Consider the following 17,647-nt stretch of genomic DNA (forward strand, 5'->3'; position numbering starts at 1 on the left):
CTGGTTGCCTCTGTCTTCTCATCGGGAACGGTGCCGATTACAGGCACGGTGACCTTCGAGAGCGGCTCGACGGTCATCGGTACGGCCAGTCTCACTTCTGCGGGCACGGCTACGCTCACACCGACGCTTGCCGTGGGCACCTACAGCATCGTCGCGGTATACAGCGGGGACGCGAACAACGCCGCTTCCACTTCGAGCGCCGTGACCGTGACCGTGACCGCCGCGGACGACTTCAGCATGAACGTGAATCCTACCTCGATCACGATGGCGACCAAGCAGTACCAGACAGTCACGCTGACGCTGAGCTCGACCTCGGGATTCGCGGACACGCTTGGCCTCGGTTGCGCCTCGCTGCCGGCTTCGGTGACATGCTCGTTCTCGAATAGCTCGGTGGCCCTTGCCGCAAACGGCACCGCCTCGGTGCAGGTGACGGTCGATACGTCTTCCCCGCTGACGGCGGGAGGCTCGGCGAAGAACGATCAGCCAGGTCGCGATGGCTCAAGGACTGCGCTGGCCTGGACCTTCCCGGGCAGCCTCGCACTGGGCCTAATCTGCTGGCGCTTCCGCAGAAAGCACGGGCTGATGTACATGTTCGCCGCCCTGGTCCTGCTCGGTGGCACAGTCTTTGGCCTGACCGGTTGTGGCGGCCTTTCCGAGAACGGCGCGACACCGGGCACGTACAGCTTTGAAATCACGGCAACCGGTCAGAAGACAGGAATGGACCACGCCGTGACCATCAATCTGACGGTGAACCAGTAGGGGCAGAGATGAAGAGACGAGGAGTGAAGATCTGCTCTCTACTGGTACGCGGCTGCCTGCTCGCCGCACTGGCTCTCGCCTGGGCGCAATGGGCTTGTGCCCAGGTCGCTCCCAGCAGCTATGGTGGCAATCAGACCATAGCCGTCGGCGGCGAGATCTCGGGGTTTCGGCTGGATTACGGAAAGCGCGATCTGGGAGGCATCGGCATCTTCGCGGATGCCGACCTGAATAACCGCATCGGATTGACGGGCGAGGCGAACTGGATGCGGCTGCACCAGTTCGCGGACACACACTTTTCCACCTATATGGGCGGGCCCCGGTTGAACTTCAACACCCGCGGCAACTGGCGCCCCTACCTGAAGGTTGTGGCGGGTGGAGGCCTGTTTAACTTCCCCTACAACTACGCCACGGGCAGCTACTTCGTCGTTGCTGGCGGCGGAGGACTGGACTATCACATCGCTCCGCGCTGGCGTGTCCGCGTGGCAGACTTTGAATACCAGTACTGGCCTCAGTTCACCTTTGGTGCGATCCATCCCTACGGCGTGAGTGCCGGGCTCGAGTTTCAACTCTTCGGATGCAGCCGCTGCGAGCCAAGAGGATTGGGGCGGTAGCTTGCGGGCAGGAACCAAGAGAGGCGATGGCGCGGATCGTTCCGCGCCAAGCGCTTTCCCAGAATGGATTTTGCGTCAATATTGATCAGATATGTGCGCAGGTCTGATTGACATGACCTCCCCGGCCCAATATTCTCCAAGAGAAAGTGGCGGGTCGAGTCTTAGCAGCCTCAGCTGCACTGGCATCTTCCTTCCGCCCGGAACAGGGAGTCAGGAAAACACTTCCTTCCTGATAGGTTAGATAGGCGGTGCGGCTTCAGCAGTAAGTGCGTGGTAGGTGGAAGCGCTGGTCACTCCATGGCGTGCAACCGCGCACCTGCTCTGCTACAAAGCCTGTCCAGGCGATTTCGCCCGTAGAAATCAGTAAACCCACGAGGTAGTGTGACAGTTAAGCAGGAGATAGTGTTTGAGCTCTGCGCCGAGAGCGTGGAGGCATGTGTTGCAGCGGAACAGGGCGGCGCGCACCGGATTGAGCTGTGTACGGCACTGGCGGTGGATGGCCTGACACCGAGTCACGGATTGACGCGGGTGGCCTTGGATAGCTGCAGCCTTCCGATCTACGTTCTGGTTCGTCCCCGTGCCGGCGATTTTGTCTATTCCGAGGCCGAGTTCGTCACGATGAAGGAAGACATCGCGCATCTGAAGGCGATGGGAGCGGCTGGATTTGTGATCGGCGTGCTGCACGCCGACGGCACCGTGGACAAGGAACGCACGCGCGAGCTGGTCGAGCTGGCCGCTCCGCTGGAAGTGACCTTTCATCGCGCTTTCGATGCGACGCCTTCGCTGGAGCAGGCCCTGGAAGATGTCATCGCCGTGGGGTGTAGGCGTGTACTGACTTCGGGTGGCGCGCCGGACGTGGTGACAGGTGCTCCGATGCTGGCAAAGCTGGTGGAGCAGGCCGCAGGACGCACGGCAATCGCACTGGGCGGCGGTTTGCGCATCGATGATGCGGAGTGGCTGGCAAAGGTGACCAAGGCCCCGCACTACCACGGTTCTTTGCGGCAGGCGGAACCGGCTGCGGTGCTTGCCGGCGGCGGCGAGAATGCGGAAGTGGCCTCATCAGGGCGCGGCCGCAGCGTCGTGGATCCCCACGATGTACGCACCATGGTGGCCAAATTGCACAACTCCTGAGACTCTAAGATTTCACCGCGGCGATTTTTCTCGCGGTGAAAATCTGACGAATCGCGTGGGGCCTTCAGCGGGAGGCTCCCTCGTGGAGGATGGATGCGCAGGCTGCCTTTGATTTTTCTTCTGGCTGCGACCGGAGCGTTTGCTGCCGATCGCGCTGTTCCCGCAGACCCGATTACGCGCGCCGACTATGAGCGTGCGGCCCAGCTTCAGGACAAATACAAAGGGTTGGCTCTGAATGTGGCGAGCCTGCCGACGTGGATCGCCCAGACTGACGAATTCTGGTATCGGCGCAGCGTGGAGGGCGGGCACGATTTTGTGCTCGTGAATGCCGCGACGCAGGAGAAGAAGGCCGCTTTCGACCATACGAAGCTGGCAGCCGCGCTTTCGACCGCAACCGGCAAGACCTACAATCCGCGCGAACTCCCGTTCCGGGAGATTGAACTCACTGACAAGCTGGATGCCGTGCGCTTCGAACTCGACGACGCGCGCTGGAAATGTACGCTCGACAGTTACGTATGCAGCCGCGAGCTGGATCCGAATGAAGCTCCAAGAGATCCCGAAGACGAGGGGTATGACGATACTCCCAAGGCGATGAATGGAGACAAGCAGACGAAGTGGTCGCCGGACGGAAAGTGGGAAGCTTTCGTCGAAAACTACAACATCTGCGTTCGCGCCAAGGGTGAGACCGAGAAGGTCGTTCTGAGCGAGGACGGATCGGAAGGCAACTACTATGCTTTCGATACGATCAGCTGGGCTCCCGATTCGAAGCACCTGGTCGCGTATCGTGTGCGGCCCGGCTACAAGCGGCTGGTGCACTATGTTGAATCCTCACCAGCGGACCAGCTGCAGCCAAAGTATTTCGCGATGGTCTATCCGAAGGCCGGGGATGTGCTCACGCTTGAGCAGCCGGTGCTCTTCGAGCTCTCTCCGAACAAAGAGCAGCCCATTGCCAACGATCTCTTCCACAACCCATACAGCATCAGCGCGCCGGTGTGGTGGAAGGACAGCCGTGGCTTCACCTTCGAATACAACCAGCGTGGGCACCAGATTTATCGCGTGATCGAGGTCTCGGCAGAGACTGGGATCGCGCGCACGCTAATCGATGAGCAATCCGGAACATTCATCAACTACGAGCCGCTGACTGCAGACCAGTTCGATACGGGCAAGATCTATCGCCACGACCTGAATGACGGCAAGGAGATTCTCTGGGCCTCGGAGCGCGATGGATGGGAGCATCTTTATCTGTATGACGGCGCTGCGGGCAAGGTGAAGAACCTCATCACCAAAGGCGATTGGGTCGTGCGCTCCGTCGACTACGTGGACGATGCGAAGCGGCAGATCTATTTCGAGGCCAGTGGCACGGAGGCGGGCAAGGATCCGTACTACATGCATCCATACCGGATTAATTTCGATGGCACAGGCCTTACGCCTCTCTCGACGCAGGAGGCGGACCACAGGCTGAGTTTCTCGCCGGATGGCAAGTACTACGTCGATCTCTATTCCACGCTGGAAGTGCCGCCAATGCTGGAGCTGCACAGTACCGCAGGGGACAAGCCGGTTGCGACGATCGAGCAGGCCGATGTGCGACATCTGCTCGAATCAGGCTGGCGTCCGCCGGATGTGTTCACGGCGAAGGGGCGTGACGGCAAGACGGATATCTGGGGCGTGATCTATAAACCGGTGAACTTCGATCCGCATAAGAAATATCCGGTGATCGAAGACATCTACGCCGGACCGCAGGGCTCGTTTGTGCCGAAAGACTTCGGTATCTATACGCAGCCGCTGACGGAGCTGGGCTTCGTAGTCGTGCAGATCGATGGCATGGGCACGAACAACCGCTCACGTGCCTTCCATGATGTGACGTGGCAGAACATCAAGGATGCAGGCTTTCCGGATCGCATCCTCTGGCATCAGGCCGCGGCGAAGCAGTTTCCCTGGTACGACATCTCGCATGTGGGCATCTTCGGGACATCTTCGGGCGGACAGAGTGCGATGGGTGCGCTGCTGTTTCATCCGGAGTTCTATAAGGTAGCCGTGGCCAACAGCGGGTGCTATGACAACCGGATGGACAAAATCTGGTGGAATGAGCAGTGGATGGGCTGGCCGGTCGGTCCGCAGTACGCGGCTTCCTCGGATGTGGATAACGCGCATTTGCTCGAGGGCAAGCTGATGCTGGTGGTGGGAGAGATGGACAAGAACGTCGATCCCTCGAGCACCTATCAGGTGGTGAACGCGCTCATCAAGGCGAACAAGACCTTCTCGCTGCTTGCAGTGCCAGGCGGCGGTCACGGAGCTGGCGGGGCCTATGGGCAGCGTGCTCTCGAAGACTTCTTCGTCCATAACCTTCTGGGGCAGGAGACGCCTGACTGGAATGCCCCGGTCGAAGACAAGCCCGACACACCGAAACAGGCAAAGTAGAACGAAAGAGGCCGGCTGCGATAGCCGGCCTCTTTGTTTGTGATGGGCAGGATTATTGCGCCTGCTTCTGTGCGTCTACCCAGGCGCGGATGCGCGCATCGAGGATGTCGAGCGGCAGCGGCCCTTCGGCGAGGATGGCATCGTGAAAGGCGCGGATGTCGAACTTTGTTCCGAGCTGCTGCTTCGCATACTCGCGCAGTTCGAGAATCTTCATCTGCCCGAGCTTGTAGGCGAGCGCCTGTCCGGGCCACGCGATGTAGCGATCGACCTCGCTCTCGATATTCTTCTCGTCCATGGCTGTGTGATCGCGGAAGAACTGGATCATCTGCTCGCGGGTCCAATGGTCCTGGTGCACGCCGGTGTCGACGACCAGGCGAATCGAGCGCCACATCTCGTTTTCGAGGCGGCCATATTCGCTGTAAGGATCCTGGTAGAAGCCGACTTCCTTGCCGAGGCGTTCGGCATAAAGCGCCCAGCCTTCCGAATACGCGTTGTAATCGGCGAATTGACGGAAGAGAGGAAGATCCTTCCGCTCCTGCGCGATGGAAAACTGCATGTGATGGCCGGGAAGGCCTTCGTGATACGCGATGGCCTCGACATTGAGCAGCAGGCGATGCGTCGGGTCGTACTCGTTCACATTGACGCGGCCAGGGCGGTTCGATGCGCCTGGGGAGTAATCTGCGGGCACTGCATCCGGAGCGCGAAAGGCGTCCATCGGAACGACTTCAAGCTTGTTCTTGGGCAGATGGTTGAAGAGCTGCGGCAGCTTCGCCGCCATCTGGTCTTCGTAATGCTGATAGAGGCCGAGAACCTGCTCGCCGGACTTGCCGTAGAGATCGCGGTCGTTGCGGATGTGCTCGTTGAAGCTCTTAAGATCGGAATAGCCCTGCGACTTCGCAAGCTCGAGCATCTGCGCGTCGACTTCCGTGACCTGCTTGAGACCCATGCGGTGAATCTCGTCCGGAGTGAGATCGGTGGTGGTGTTGTCCCGGATGGCCTGGCGATAGCGTGCCGCCCCATCCGGCAGAGACCAGATGCCGTCTTCGGTGCGGCCATGCGGGGCATAGTCGTTCTTCACAAAGGCTTCGAACTTTGCGTAGGCCGGGGTTACGTCCTGCGCGATGGCATCGAGAACGCCTTTACGCAGGCGGACCCGATCTGCCTCTGCGATGCCTGCGGGGAAGTTCTTCAACGGTGCTGCGAAGGGGCTCTCTTCCGGGCTCTTGTCGGCGATATCGTGGATCTCGGTCACCGCAATGGCGAGCAGATAACGGGGCGGCATGAGATGGTCGCGCAGGCCGAGGCGCATGTCCCCGGTGATCTGTGCAAAGGCCGTGGGCAGCGCATGCAGGCGTGCGATGTAGTTCTCGTAATCCTTCACGGTCTGGTAAGGGCATCTGCGAGGCCAGCGCGGCGTAGTCGAGATGCGGACCGTTCATCTGGTCGACAGGCATCTCCCACTTGCGGAAAGGGGCGTCGTCGATCCTGCGCTGAAGGCTGCGCAGGATGAGCGTGCGGTTGAGTTGCGCCTCGTTGCTGAGAGTCTTCGGATCGATCGCCTCGAACGCCTTCAGCGATTGCTTCGCATGTTCCACATCGCGAGCAAAGGCCTCCGGCGAGTAATCGGTAAGGCGGTCGTTGTAGCGGGTGTCCCCGATATACGTGGCTGTCTCCGGGTTGGTGCGGAGCTCGTACTGCCATTCGGCATCGAGTGCGGCTGTAAAGCGGGCATCCCCGGCAGGCGTGGCAATCTGGCCAAAGGCGGGAGCAGCGAGAACAAGCAGGAGAGAGAGCGAGGCGGTGCGCAAGGGCAGCTCCTTAACAAGCAGAGGAGTAAGAGAAAGGGACCGGAGAATATGTGCCCGTCGCGATAGCAAATTCGCGACGGGCTGGAGGTGAGCTTACGCCTGGATCGCGTCCCGCGTGAAGACGCCGTTTACCAGCCGCTGAACGCCGAGCGGATTGGCATCCTGCAGCTCCGCAGGCAACAGGCTCTGCGGATATCCCTGGAAGCAGACCGGCCGCGCGAAGCGGAAGATCGCCATGCTGCCGACCGACGTGGTGCGGCTGTCCGAGGTCGCCGGATACGGGCCGCCGTGAACCATCGCGTGGCTTACCTCGACGCCGGTAGGATAGGCGTTGAAGATCAGACGTCCGACCTTCTGCTCGAGGATCGCGATGAGGTCGGCATTCGCGGTGAGATCTTCTTCCGTGCCGAGGATAGTCGCGGTGAGATGGCCGCGCAGGCCGCGCGCCGCAGCGAGCATCTGTTCGCGCTGGTCGTAGTGGATGAGCAGCGTGCTGGGGCCGAAGATCTCGTCGGCGAGTTCGGGCTTGCTCAGCAGTTCGGCGGCGGTCGTCTCCAGAAGCGCTGCGGTGGAAGCCGCGCCGGTGCTTTCGGTTTCGGAGCGATAGAGAGTAGTGACGGCCGCATCGGCTGCGCGATTCTCGAGGCCGCTGCGATAGTGCTTCGCAATGCCGGGAGTGAGCATCGAGAACGGAGCGACGCCGGCAGCCTTGGTCTTCAGCCCTTCGACGAGGCTTGCTGCATCGGCTGATCGATCGAGGAAGACCAGACCCGGCTTGGTGCAGAACTGTCCGGCTCCAAGCGTGTAGGAAGCGGTGAGGTCGCCGGCGATCTTCTCATGCTGTTTGAGTGCGCCGGGCAGGATGAAGACAGGGTTCGTGCTGCTCATCTCGGCGTAGCAGGGAATCGGCTCGGGGCGCGCGTTACAGAGGTCAACAAGCGCCTTGCCCGCTGCGAGCGAGCCGGTGAAGCCGACGGCCTTGATGAAAGGATGCTGCACAAGCTCCACGCCAATCTCGATGCCCGCGTCGAAGACCATCGAGAAGACACCCGGATGCAGACCGCAGTCCTTCACCGCCTGCTGGATGGCCGTGGCCACGAGCTCGCTGGTGCCGGGGTGCGCGGGGTGTGCCTTTACGACTACGGGATTGCCTGCAGCGAGGGCCGAGGCGGTGTCACCACCGGCGACCGAGAAGGCGAGAGGGAAGTTGCTGGCGCCGAAGACAGCGACCGGTCCGATCGGCACGAGCACGGTGCGGAGATCGGGGCGGGGCAGCGGCTTGCGGTCGGGCAGCGCGGTGTCGATGCGCGGGCTGGTCCACGAGCCTTCCTCGACCACATCCGCGAAGAGACGAAGCTGGCCCGTGGTGCGTCCCACCTCACCCTGCAGGCGGGGCAGCGGCAGCGCGGTCTCGAGGTTCGCGCGCTCGACCAGCTGCTCGGCGATGGCCTGGATGCGGTCAGCGATGGCGCGCAGGAAGGCGGCGCGATCCTTGCCGGAGAGTCTGCGATAGCTGATTGCAGCCTCGTGCGCGAGCGTTACCGCGCGATTGAGATCGGCTGCCGATGCGGGATAAAAATCGCCGGGCAGTGTCTCGCCGGTGGCGGGATTGATGCCATGAAAGGGCGCCGACGAGGCGGCAGCGCGATCTGCGCCGAGGAACGATACACCGAGTAAAGCCAAGAGGCCTCCGTTGCTGCTGGTTCGTGAGCTTGTTGCGATTGTATGCGGAATTGAATCCGAAATCTTCTCCTCTATTCTGCTACAGCTACACGGTGAGTGGATGAGGAAGCTCCATCATATTTGGCAGCCTGCGCGGTCGCCGGTATGATGCCAGCGTTGCAGATTTCGAGAGGAGTGCGTTGCGATGCGAGTGGGTCTGTTGACGGGCGGCGGCGACTGCCCTGGGCTGAATGCTGTGATTCATGCGGTAGTCAAAAAGGGCATCATTCATCATGGGGACGAGTTCATCGGCTTCCTCGAGGGCTGGCGTGGGGTTCTCGATAACAACAGCATTCCTCTCACACTGGAGACGGTCGACGGCATTCTGATCAAGGGGGGTACGATCCTGCGCACCTCGCGCACCAATGTGCGCAAGATCGAGGGCGGCATCCAGAAGTGCGTGGAAGTGCTGAAGGCGAACAAGCTGGATGCGCTGATCGCTATCGGCGGTGACGATACGCAGTCGGTGACGAACGCCCTGATCGAGGCAGGCGTGCCGGGCGTCGGCGTGCCGAAGACCATCGACAACGACCTGAACGGCACGGATGTCTGCTTCGGTTTCGATACCGCGGTAAGCATCGCGACCGAAGCGATCGACCGGCTGCACACAACGGCTGAAGCACACAATCGCGTCATCGTCTGCGAAGTGATGGGCCGCGATGCCGGCTGGATTGCGCTGACGGCGGGTGTGGCCGGCAACGCGCACGTGGTGCTGGTGCCGGAGAAGCCGATCGACCTCGACCACGTCTGCAATCTTCTCAAATACAACCACGACCATGGCAAGAAGTACGGCATTGTCGTCGTGGCGGAAGGTGCGAAGCTGCCAAGCGGTGCGCAAACGACTGTAGGCACGAAGGTGGACTCCTTCGGACACGCGCGGCTGAGCGGTATCGCGCAGGCGCTGGCCGAGGCTATCGAAGAGAAGACCGGCTACGAGACGCGGTCGGTCAATCTCGGACACACGCAGCGTGGCGGTACGCCTTCAGCCTATGACCGCATGCTGGCGACGCGGTATGGCCTGGCGGCGATCGACATGGTTCACAAAGGAGAATTCGGTCGGTTGGTGGTGCTGCGCGGTACCGAGATCAAGAGCATCCCGCTGGCTGAAGCCATTTCGAAGAACCGGACGGTGGACGACCATTTCCTCGAGATACTGACCGGGCTTGAACCAAAGGTGTAAGGCTTTCCGATATCGCGGAACGAAGTGATGCAGATCAAGAAGAGGCGGCCGGTGGTTACCGGCCGTCCTTTTTGTATGAAAAAGAACCGGAAAGGATACGAAATAAGGCCGAAATTCCTTGAAAGAGGCGGTGAAAACAGGGTATAAGCAGGTCGGTTGGCCAAGTTTGGGAACCGCGTCCCCAGTTCCCAATCGATATGTGAGAGCGACCTTACCCTGGCCGAACCGCAGTACGGAGCACGTCAGGAGCCTACATGAAATCGTCGACGATGCGCACGAGTGAGACGCGCGAAGTGATGGATATCCGGCAGGCGTCGGATTACCTCGGCATCAGCCCGGATACGCTGTACAAGTACGCATCGGAGTCGTTCATTCCTGCCTTCAAGCTGGGGAACCGGTGGCGCTTCAAAAAGTCACGGCTCGATGAATGGATGGATCAGCAATCAGGCATCTCTTCTGTTCCTGAGCCGGAGCCCGAGGCAAAGACTGCGCGCGCGCGGCAGAAAAAGCCGGTTCGCGGTACGCGCGTAGCCACGCGTGGCAAGGGCTCGGTGCTGAAAGTCTCCTGAACTCCGCGTCCTGGCCTGAGCTGCGGATGATTTTCTCTGTCCCGGCAGGTAGGCTAGGAAAGAGCATGAGCGAGAGCGAGGCGAGCGCCATCCCGCATTCTGAAATCGACAGTTCAGGCATAGACCCGACACTGGTAGCGGCCTTTCCCTTGCGTGACCGGTTGCGGAGGCTTACCTGGAATCTCTGTTATGCGCTCTTCTACCGGACTTCGCCGCGTCCGCTGCACGGCTGGCGTTCGTTCTTGCTGAAATCCTTCGGAGCGAAGATGGGCACAACCTGCCACTTCTATCCGAGGTCGAAGGTGTGGGCGCCCTGGAATCTTACCTGCGAGGATCGTGTGACGGTGGCCGATGATGCGGAGCTTTACAATCCGTCCTCGATGTATCTCGCTTCGCACGCCATCGTCTCGCAGGGGGCCTATGTCTGCGGTGCAACGCATCGTTATGATGAGCTGGCATTTCCATTGGTATCTTTCCCGATGCGGCTTGGTGCTTACAGCTGGATCTGCGCGCGGGCGGCGGTGAATCCGGGTGTGAATGTCGGCGACGGTGCGATTCTTGCACTGGGTTCGATTGCAACGAAGGATCTCGAACCATTTGGTATCTACGCAGGTGTTCCAGCGAAGAAGGTAAAGGAGCGTTCGCGCGACGCGGTGCCTGCACCTTACAATCGAAATTCATAGACCGGTCACACCGGTGGGAGCCACTGATATCGGCATGAAAGAAGTCGAGCGTCTGCGCGCTCTGCGAAAGAGCGCAGCCTCTCATGAAATTGAAGCGCTGCTGGTCACGCATCTGCCTGACGTTCGCTACCTGTGCGGCTTCACAGGATCGAACGCGGCGCTCGCGGTTACGGCATCGAAGGCGGTGCTCTTTACGGATGGCCGCTACACGACGCAGGCAAAAGCTGAGGTCAAGGGCGCGAAGGTCGTGATCGCCAAGGGCTCGGCGCTGAAGGAAGCCTGTGCGTGGCTCGAGTCATCTGCCGCGGCAGCTGGATTTGATCCGGCAAACACCTCCGTGTCCCAGCTCGAAATGATGCGCGCCGCGATCAGCGGCAAAGCGCGGCGAAAGTTCTTCCAGCCTCTGACACAGCCGCTCGCCGCCGATCTGCGCATGGTGAAGGACGACGATGAGTTGCGCGCGATGACCGCGGCAGCGAAGCTCGGGAACCGAGTCTTTGAAGCGGTGCTGGCGCATCTGAAGCCGGGAGTGCCGGAGACAGAGATTGCCGCAGGGCTCGAGTTCTTCGCTCGTAGCATGGGCGCGGAAGCGATGTCCTTCGAGACGATTGTGGCTTCGGGTACGCGCTCGGCATTGCCGCATGGCCGCGCGAGCAGCCAGAAGCTGCCCCGCAAGGGCTTTATCACGTTAGACTTCGGTGTTATTCTCAGGGGTTATTGCTCAGATATGACGCGGACTGTTCATCTGGGCAAGGCAACTGCGGAAGAGCGGCACGCATACGAGTCTGTACTTGCTGCGCAGGAAGCAGCGGTTGCGGCCGTCAGGCCGGGTGTAACCTGCGGGGAAGTCGACGAGGCAGCGCGGTCGATTTTGCGCAAGGCAGGGTTGGCGAAGTTTTTTACACACTCGACCGGGCACGGAGTCGGGCTGGAGATTCATGAGAATCCGCGGGTAGCCGCGGGCCAGCCACAAGTGCTCGAACCGGGTATGGTCATAACGGTGGAACCTGGCGTCTATATGCCAGGGAAGTTTGGCATCCGCATCGAAGATATGGTGGCGGTCACCAGCCGCGGCCATAAGGTGCTGACGCCGGTGGACAAGAAACTGATAGAACTGTGACCAGCGCCGGAATCAAGGCGCGGCAGGAATTCGACAGGCAGATATAGGGATGAATCCGGAAGAGATGAAAGAGTTACAGGAACTGATCGCGTTCCTGAAGGAAAACAAGATCGCGGAGTTTGACCTGGAGCGCGGTGAGCTCAAGGTTCGCCTGAAGTTTCAGCAGGAGGGCGGAGTGAGCCCGGACCTGGCGACTCTCGCGCGCCTGTTTGCGGCGCAGGGAACTGCGGCTCCGGCTCCGGTCGTGATTCCGCAGGTGCATGCGGCTACGGCTGTGGCCCCGGCACCCGTGGCGGCGCCTCCGGCTGCTGCTGAGCCAGCGGAAGACGCTTCGCTGCACATCGTGAAGTCGCCGATCGTCGGCACCTTCTACGAATCGCCTTCGCCGGGTTCGGCGGCCTTCGTCAAGGTGGGCGACACGGTTGCGAACGGGCAGACCCTCTGCATCATCGAAGCGATGAAGCTGATGAACGAGATCGAGTCGGATGCTGCTGGCGAGATCGTCAAGCGCTTTGTCGATAACGGCCAGCCGGTGGAATACGGACAGGCGCTGTACGCCGTGCGCGCGCGTTAAGCGCGGCGGCGTTTATTGATCGGAAGATATGTTTCGAAAAGTATTAGTCGCCAATCGCGGCGAGATTGCGCTGCGCGTGATCTGCGCATGCAAGGAACTGGGAATCCGCACGGTGGCCGTCTACAGCGAAGCGGATCGTCACTCGCTCCACGTCCGTTTTGCGGATGAGGCCATCTGCATCGGCCCTCCGCGCTCGGCGGAGAGCTATCTGAATGTGCCGGCGGTCATCAGCGCGGCCGAGATCGCCGACGTCGATGCGATCCATCCGGGCTATGGACTGCTGAGCGAAAACGCCAACTTCGCGGAAGTCTGCCGCGCGTCGAACATCAAGTTCATCGGGCCCCCGCCCGAGGTGACGCGCCTGATGGGCGAGAAGGAAAAGGCCCGCCAGGCGATGAAGCGTGCCAAGGTGCCGATCCTTCCGGGTTCGGACGGCGTGATCGCTTCGGCGGAAGAAGCGCTCGAATGGGCGCAGCAGGTCGGCTTTCCGGTGATTCTGAAGGCTACGGCCGGCGGCGGCGGCCGCGGTATGCGTGTTTGCCGTACTCCGGAAGAACTGCCGGGACTTTTTCACGCGGCGTCGACCGAGGCAGCCAATGCCTTCGGCAACGGCGACCTTTACATGGAGAAGTTCATCGAACGCCCGCGTCACATCGAGTTCCAGGTGCTGGCGGATCAGCACGGCAACGTGATCTCGCTCGGTGAGCGCGAATGCTCGATCCAGCGCCGCCATCAGAAGCTCATCGAAGAGGCGCCCTCGCTGCAGGTGACGCCGAAGATGCGCGAGGAAATCGGCAAGACGATCAAGCGCTCGCTCGAGGCGGTCGGCTACCAGAACGCAGGCACCATCGAGTTCCTGATGGACGAGGACGGCAAGCTCTACTTCATCGAGATGAACACCCGTATCCAGGTGGAGCATCCGGTGACGGAGATGGTGACCGGCATCGACCTGGTGAAGGCGCAGATCCGCATTGCGGCAGGCGAGAAACTTTCGGACATCCTGCCGAAGGAGATCCCGATCAAGGGGCATTCGATCGAGTGCCGTATCAATGCCGAGCACCCGGAGAAGTTCACCCCGTCGGCAGGCAAGATCACGGCCTTCAACGTGCCCGGCGGCAACGGCGTGCGTGTGGATACGGCGCAGTACGGGGAGGGCATGGTTCCGCCTTACTACGACTCGCTGATCGCCAAGCTCATTGTGCATGGCAAGGATCGCGAAGAGGCCATGCAGCGCATGCAGCGGGCCCTCGGCATGTTCGTGGTGCAGGGCATCCACACCACGATTCCTCTGCACGAAAAGATCTTCCGGGACGAAGAGTTCCGCGCCGGTGACTTCGATACGAAGTTCATGGAGCGCTTCTTCGAGCGGCAGAAAGAGCAGAAGGAAAAGTAAACTTGAAGTAAAGGATGAAGGTCCGCCGCGTGCGGGCCTTTTCTTTTTAGACTCAAGCCGTCTGAAGCCATCCACGCTGTCGCAGTTGCATAATGGTCGGCGCGTTGTGCGGCATCTCGAGCGCACTGCGACGAGGGATGCGGATGAAGCGGTTCCTGCCGGTATTTCTGCTTGTAACGATAGCCTTTGTTCTGCCGGGTCTCGGGCAGACGGCCTTTCCTGACCTGACCCAGCAGCAGACCTATACCCTGCATCGCTCGTCCAGCGCGGAAGCGATGGGTGCGAATGTCGATTCCCGCGCGGTGACACCCGGCGAAACACTGACCGTTCTCGACACGGACGGTCCGGGGATGATCTCGCACCTCTGGTTCACGATCAGCGATCCCGAACCGTATCACCTGAAGCGCATCGTTCTACGCATGTACTGGGACGGCGAGACGAGCCCAAGCGTGGAGACGCCGATCGGTGACTTCTTCGGTCTGGGTTTTGGCGAGTACTTCAACTGGCAGTCGGAGATGCTCTCGGTAGGCAGCTCGAAGGCGCTGAACAGTTTTTTCCCCATGCCGTATCGGAAGCATGCGCGGATCACCGTGACGAACGAAGGCAAGCAGTCGATCCAGAGTCTGTACTACAACATCGATTACCGCAGCTATGCGCATCCGTTGCCCGCGGACACGCTCTACTTCCATGCCGAGTATCGGCAGGCACAGCCCAACCACGGATGGACGAACCAGTGGTACGAGAACGGCGATCCGAATGTGAACTATCGCCGCAACCTCGATGGCAAGGACAACTACGTCTGGTTCGAGGCAAAGGGGCACGGGCAATACGTGGGCGTAACCATGTCCATTCTCCAGAACCAGGACGGCTGGTGGGGAGAGGGGGATGACATGTTCTTTATCGATGACGACAAAACACCGTCTATCGTCGGGACCGGAGGCGAAGACTACTTTCTCGGCGCCTGGGCCTTCGGGTCTTCCTTTTCCTATCCGCTTTACGGAGCGCCGGTGGTGAACAAGGAGCTGGCTGGGGAGCGTCAGAGCGTCTATCGCTTCCACCTCGACTCGCCCATCCCATTCACGAAATCGATGAAGGCGACTATGGAGCATGGGCACGCCAATCATCGCTCGGACAATTTCTACTCGGTGGCTTACTGGTATCAGGCCGAGCCGCATGAGCCGTTTCCGCCGCTGCCCTCAATGGATGATCGGATTCCCACTTTGCAGGTGGTCGGTGGACCCGGCAACACGGGTATGACGGAGCATCCGGCGAGCCTGAGCCCGAAGTAGGCTTGCTCCCGGTAGACTGACGTTGTGCCCGATTCGAAGTTTCCCCGGCTTTATCCGATTCTCGATGCGTCCTTTCTTCCCACCGAGCTCGATGCTCGCCGTGAGATGCTCGCTGCCCTTGTGACTGGTCTGTCTGAGGCCGGTGTCGGCATCTTGCAATACCGGAACAAGACGGCGGTGATCGCGGAGATTGCGGAGGACGCCAAACACTTGCAGTCCGTGGAGCGCGGCTCGCTCAAGTTGATCCTCAACGATCACCCGGCCCTGGTGGACGAGCTCGGCTTCGACGGCGTGCATGTGGGGCAGACGGACATGTCGCCCGCCACGGCGCGGGAGCTGCTCGGACCGGGAAAAATCCTCGGCGTTTCTACCCACAACGAAGCGCAGCTGCGAGTCGCCAACGTACAGCCGGTCGACTACGTGGCCATTGGCCCGGTTTACGCAACATCCTCAAAGGAGAACCCCGACCCGGTGGTGGGGCTCGAAGGTGTGCGTCTCGCACGAAGGCTCACGGAAAAGCCGATCGTGGCCATCGGGGGGATTGGTCAGGAGCAGGCGGCGGAGGTCCTCGCGGCCGGTGCCGATTCCATTGCCGTCATTTCAGCGGTTTTTTCTCAGAAAGCCGGAAGTGTGAAGGAACGGGTAGAATCTGCCGTGCACGCAGCCCAGGCTCTTCTTGCGTCGATCTGAAATAGCGGTTGCACACAATTTTGTATACGCGCTAGAAAAGATTTCTATAGGAGTCGGGGCGAAGTCCTTATGCGTGAGAAAGTTATAGCGTAGAACCCGAATTTCCGATAGAACAGACAAAAACGTGGCCATCCGTACCGAGTCCTCTTCAAACACTTCAGTTTCCTCCCCAGCCGCTTCCCAGCCGCGCCTGGTGCAGGGTTTAGGTTTATTCAGCGCGACAGCAATCGTTATGGGCACGATGATCGGCTCAGGGATCTTCATTGTCCCAGCCGATATCAGCCGCGGGGTAGGCTCCCCGGCGTTGCTCATTGCTGCCTGGCTGATCACGGCCGTCATGACGCTGATCGGCGCGTTGAGCTACGGCGAGATGGCCGCGATGATGCCCAAGGCCGGCGGCCAGTATGTCTTCCTGCGTGAAGCCCTCGGGCCGATGTGGGGCTTTCTCTACGGATGGACGCTCTTCGCTGTCATCCAGTGCGGCACGCTCGCCGCGGTGGGCGTGGCCTTCGGTAAGTTTCTCGGCGTCTTCTTCCCAAGCGTCTCCGCTTCACACTGGCTTTGGCACATCGGTCATGTACCGTCGATCCGTATCGGGTCGATGGTGCTGGGCAACATGGAAATTGGCCTCAACACGGCAAACCTCGCAGGCATCGTTGTCGTGGTGCTGCTCTCCATCGTGAATATCTTCGGCGTCAAGCTGGGGGCGCTCGTCCAGAACGTCTTCACTACGGCAAAGACCGCTGCATTGCTCGGCCTGGTGCTTTTCGGCTTCTGGCTGGGACGCAATCCCGCCGCCATCTACGCGAACTTCGGCGCGAACTTCTGGCAGGGCGCTTCGCTCCATGCGCTGCATCCGCTGCAGATCGGGGTGGGTGGGCCGATTGCGATGGTGAGCATCCTCGCCATTCTGGCCGTGGTGCAGACCGGTTCGCTCTTCTCGGCGGACTCGTGGAACAACGTCACCTTCGCCGGTGGCGAGATCAAGAATCCGAAGCGCAATCTTCCGCTTTCGCTGGCTCTGGGGACGGGTATCGTTCTGCTGCTCTACATCGCTGCGAACTTTGCCTACATGATGGCGCTGCCACTGCATGGCGATCCGCACGGTGCGACCGTCTTCTCGCGCGGCATTCAATACGCGTCCGAAGACCGCGTGGCGACAGCGGTTCTGCAGCAGATTTTCTCTTCGCGCGGCGCGCAGCTGATGGCGGCGGCAATCCTGGTCTCGACCTTCGGCTGCATCAACGGACTGGCACTCGCTGGGGCGCGCGTCTACTACGCGATGAGCCAGGACGGGCTTTTCTTTCAGTCGGTGGGCAAGCTGCACCCGAAGTACAAGACGCCGGCGGCCGGCCTGATCGTGCAGGCGATCTGGACCTGTGTGCTGTGCCTGTCAGGCTCCTATGGGCAATTGCTGGACTACACGATGTTTGCGCAGCTGCTCTTCTATATTCTGACTATCGGGAGCCTGTTTGTGCTGCGGCGCAAGCGGCCGGATGCGGAGCGTCCGTACAAGGCAATCGGCTATCCGATTCTGCCGGCTATCTATATCGCGATGGCGGCCTGGATCTGTATCGTACTATTGCGATACAAACCCCAATACACTTGGCCGGGATTGATCCTGGTCCTGTTGGGAGTACCTGTGTTTCTGTTCTGGTCGCGGCGGAAAGCCGCGGAGCCGGCGCACTGATATTTGCTGG

15 protein-coding genes and 1 pseudogene are annotated in these 17,647 nt (G+C 60.6%); 13 read left to right on the forward strand and 3 right to left on the reverse strand.

Annotation, left to right across the window (positions count from 1 at the left end; genetic code table 11):
* From QM649_RS05740 to QM649_RS05755, 4 genes are all read left to right on the forward strand, one after another.
* A partial coding sequence (locus QM649_RS05740) for an Ig-like domain-containing protein (RefSeq protein WP_415198063.1) occupies positions 1-759 on the forward strand: 759 nt, incomplete at its 5' end.
* A 23-nt stretch (positions 760-782) separates the two neighbouring features.
* Positions 783-1,370, forward strand: coding sequence for an outer membrane beta-barrel protein (locus QM649_RS05745; RefSeq protein WP_415198064.1), 588 nt, complete (start codon positions 783-785; stop codon positions 1,368-1,370).
* Between the two features lie 381 nt (positions 1,371-1,751).
* Entirely contained in the window at positions 1,752-2,501 is a 750-nt protein-coding gene (locus tag QM649_RS05750) for a copper homeostasis protein CutC (RefSeq protein WP_415198065.1), read from the forward strand.
* A gap of 93 nt (positions 2,502-2,594) precedes the next feature.
* Entirely contained in the window at positions 2,595-4,919 is a 2,325-nt protein-coding gene (locus QM649_RS05755; RefSeq protein WP_415198066.1) for a DPP IV N-terminal domain-containing protein, read from the forward strand.
* 52 nt (positions 4,920-4,971) lie between these two features.
* Here QM649_RS05755 and QM649_RS05760 read toward each other — a convergent pair whose 3' ends face one another.
* The 3 genes and pseudogenes from QM649_RS05760 to QM649_RS05770 all read right to left on the reverse strand — a co-directional run bounded on the left by QM649_RS05760 (position 4,972) and on the right by QM649_RS05770 (position 8,410).
* Positions 4,972-6,300 (reverse strand): DUF885 domain-containing protein, encoded by a 1,329-nt coding sequence (locus tag QM649_RS05760; RefSeq protein ID WP_415198067.1) that lies wholly within the window; start codon positions 6,298-6,300, stop codon positions 4,972-4,974.
* A gap of 40 nt (positions 6,301-6,340) precedes the next feature.
* Positions 6,341-6,796, reverse strand: a pseudogene (locus QM649_RS05765) (DUF885 family protein); the annotation flags it as partial.
* 24 nt (positions 6,797-6,820) lie between these two features.
* The gene (locus QM649_RS05770; RefSeq protein WP_415198068.1) at positions 6,821-8,410 is read right to left on the reverse strand and encodes an aldehyde dehydrogenase (NADP(+)); all 1,590 of its coding nucleotides are present in this window, start codon (positions 8,408-8,410) and stop codon (positions 6,821-6,823) included.
* Positions 8,411-8,594: 184 nt separating this feature from the next.
* Between QM649_RS05770 and QM649_RS05775 the strand changes: the two genes are divergently transcribed.
* The 9 genes from QM649_RS05775 to QM649_RS05815 all read left to right on the forward strand — a co-directional run bounded on the left by QM649_RS05775 (position 8,595) and on the right by QM649_RS05815 (position 17,637).
* Positions 8,595-9,629: a 6-phosphofructokinase gene (locus QM649_RS05775; RefSeq protein WP_415198069.1), complete on the forward strand. Its 1,035-nt coding sequence runs from the start codon at positions 8,595-8,597 to the stop codon at positions 9,627-9,629.
* A gap of 254 nt (positions 9,630-9,883) precedes the next feature.
* Entirely contained in the window at positions 9,884-10,198 is a 315-nt protein-coding gene (locus QM649_RS05780; RefSeq protein WP_415198070.1) for a helix-turn-helix domain-containing protein, read from the forward strand.
* A 65-nt stretch (positions 10,199-10,263) separates the two neighbouring features.
* Positions 10,264-10,881, forward strand: a complete 618-nt coding sequence (locus QM649_RS05785; protein WP_415198071.1) for a putative colanic acid biosynthesis acetyltransferase — start codon at positions 10,264-10,266, stop codon at positions 10,879-10,881.
* Positions 10,882-10,915: 34 nt separating this feature from the next.
* Positions 10,916-12,001, forward strand: a complete 1,086-nt coding sequence (locus QM649_RS05790; protein WP_415198072.1) for a M24 family metallopeptidase — start codon at positions 10,916-10,918, stop codon at positions 11,999-12,001.
* 49 nt (positions 12,002-12,050) lie between these two features.
* The gene (accB, locus tag QM649_RS05795; protein WP_415198073.1) at positions 12,051-12,575 is read left to right on the forward strand and encodes an acetyl-CoA carboxylase biotin carboxyl carrier protein; all 525 of its coding nucleotides are present in this window, start codon (positions 12,051-12,053) and stop codon (positions 12,573-12,575) included.
* 28 nt (positions 12,576-12,603) lie between these two features.
* Complete coding sequence (gene accC, locus QM649_RS05800) at positions 12,604-13,968, forward strand: acetyl-CoA carboxylase biotin carboxylase subunit (RefSeq protein WP_415198074.1); 1,365 nt, start codon at positions 12,604-12,606, stop codon at positions 13,966-13,968.
* A gap of 143 nt (positions 13,969-14,111) precedes the next feature.
* The gene (locus QM649_RS05805) at positions 14,112-15,257 is read left to right on the forward strand and encodes a glycoside hydrolase family 172 protein (protein WP_415198075.1); all 1,146 of its coding nucleotides are present in this window, start codon (positions 14,112-14,114) and stop codon (positions 15,255-15,257) included.
* A gap of 24 nt (positions 15,258-15,281) precedes the next feature.
* Positions 15,282-15,947 carry a thiamine phosphate synthase gene (gene thiE, locus QM649_RS05810; RefSeq protein WP_415198076.1) on the forward strand — a complete coding sequence of 222 codons (666 nt, stop codon included), beginning with the start codon at positions 15,282-15,284 and terminating at the stop codon, positions 15,945-15,947.
* Positions 15,948-16,071: 124 nt separating this feature from the next.
* The gene (locus tag QM649_RS05815; RefSeq protein WP_415198077.1) at positions 16,072-17,637 is read left to right on the forward strand and encodes an APC family permease; all 1,566 of its coding nucleotides are present in this window, start codon (positions 16,072-16,074) and stop codon (positions 17,635-17,637) included.
* The last annotated feature ends 10 nt before the right edge of the window (positions 17,638-17,647 follow it).

The sequence above is a fragment of the Silvibacterium sp. genome (genome assembly GCF_047605705.1).
In the GTDB taxonomy this organism is placed as follows: domain Bacteria; phylum Acidobacteriota; class Terriglobia; order Terriglobales; family Acidobacteriaceae; genus Silvibacterium.

What these genes read in the sequence shown, in the direction of transcription:
- QM649_RS05785 (WP_415198071.1), top strand. Translation starts at nt 10,264, where the DNA reads ATGAGCGAGAGCGAGGCGAGCGCCATCCCGCATTCTGAAATCGACAGT.
- QM649_RS05780 (WP_415198070.1), top strand. Translation starts at nt 9,884, where the DNA reads ATGAAATCGTCGACGATGCGCACGAGTGAGACGCGCGAAGTGATGGAT.
- QM649_RS05775 (WP_415198069.1), top strand. Translation starts at nt 8,595, where the DNA reads ATGCGAGTGGGTCTGTTGACGGGCGGCGGCGACTGCCCTGGGCTGAAT.
- QM649_RS05805 (WP_415198075.1), top strand. Translation starts at nt 14,112, where the DNA reads ATGAAGCGGTTCCTGCCGGTATTTCTGCTTGTAACGATAGCCTTTGTT.
- accC (WP_415198074.1), top strand. Translation starts at nt 12,604, where the DNA reads ATGTTTCGAAAAGTATTAGTCGCCAATCGCGGCGAGATTGCGCTGCGC.
- QM649_RS05790 (WP_415198072.1), top strand. Translation starts at nt 10,916, where the DNA reads ATGAAAGAAGTCGAGCGTCTGCGCGCTCTGCGAAAGAGCGCAGCCTCT.
- accB (WP_415198073.1), top strand. Translation starts at nt 12,051, where the DNA reads ATGAATCCGGAAGAGATGAAAGAGTTACAGGAACTGATCGCGTTCCTG.
- QM649_RS05755 (WP_415198066.1), top strand. Translation starts at nt 2,595, where the DNA reads ATGCGCAGGCTGCCTTTGATTTTTCTTCTGGCTGCGACCGGAGCGTTT.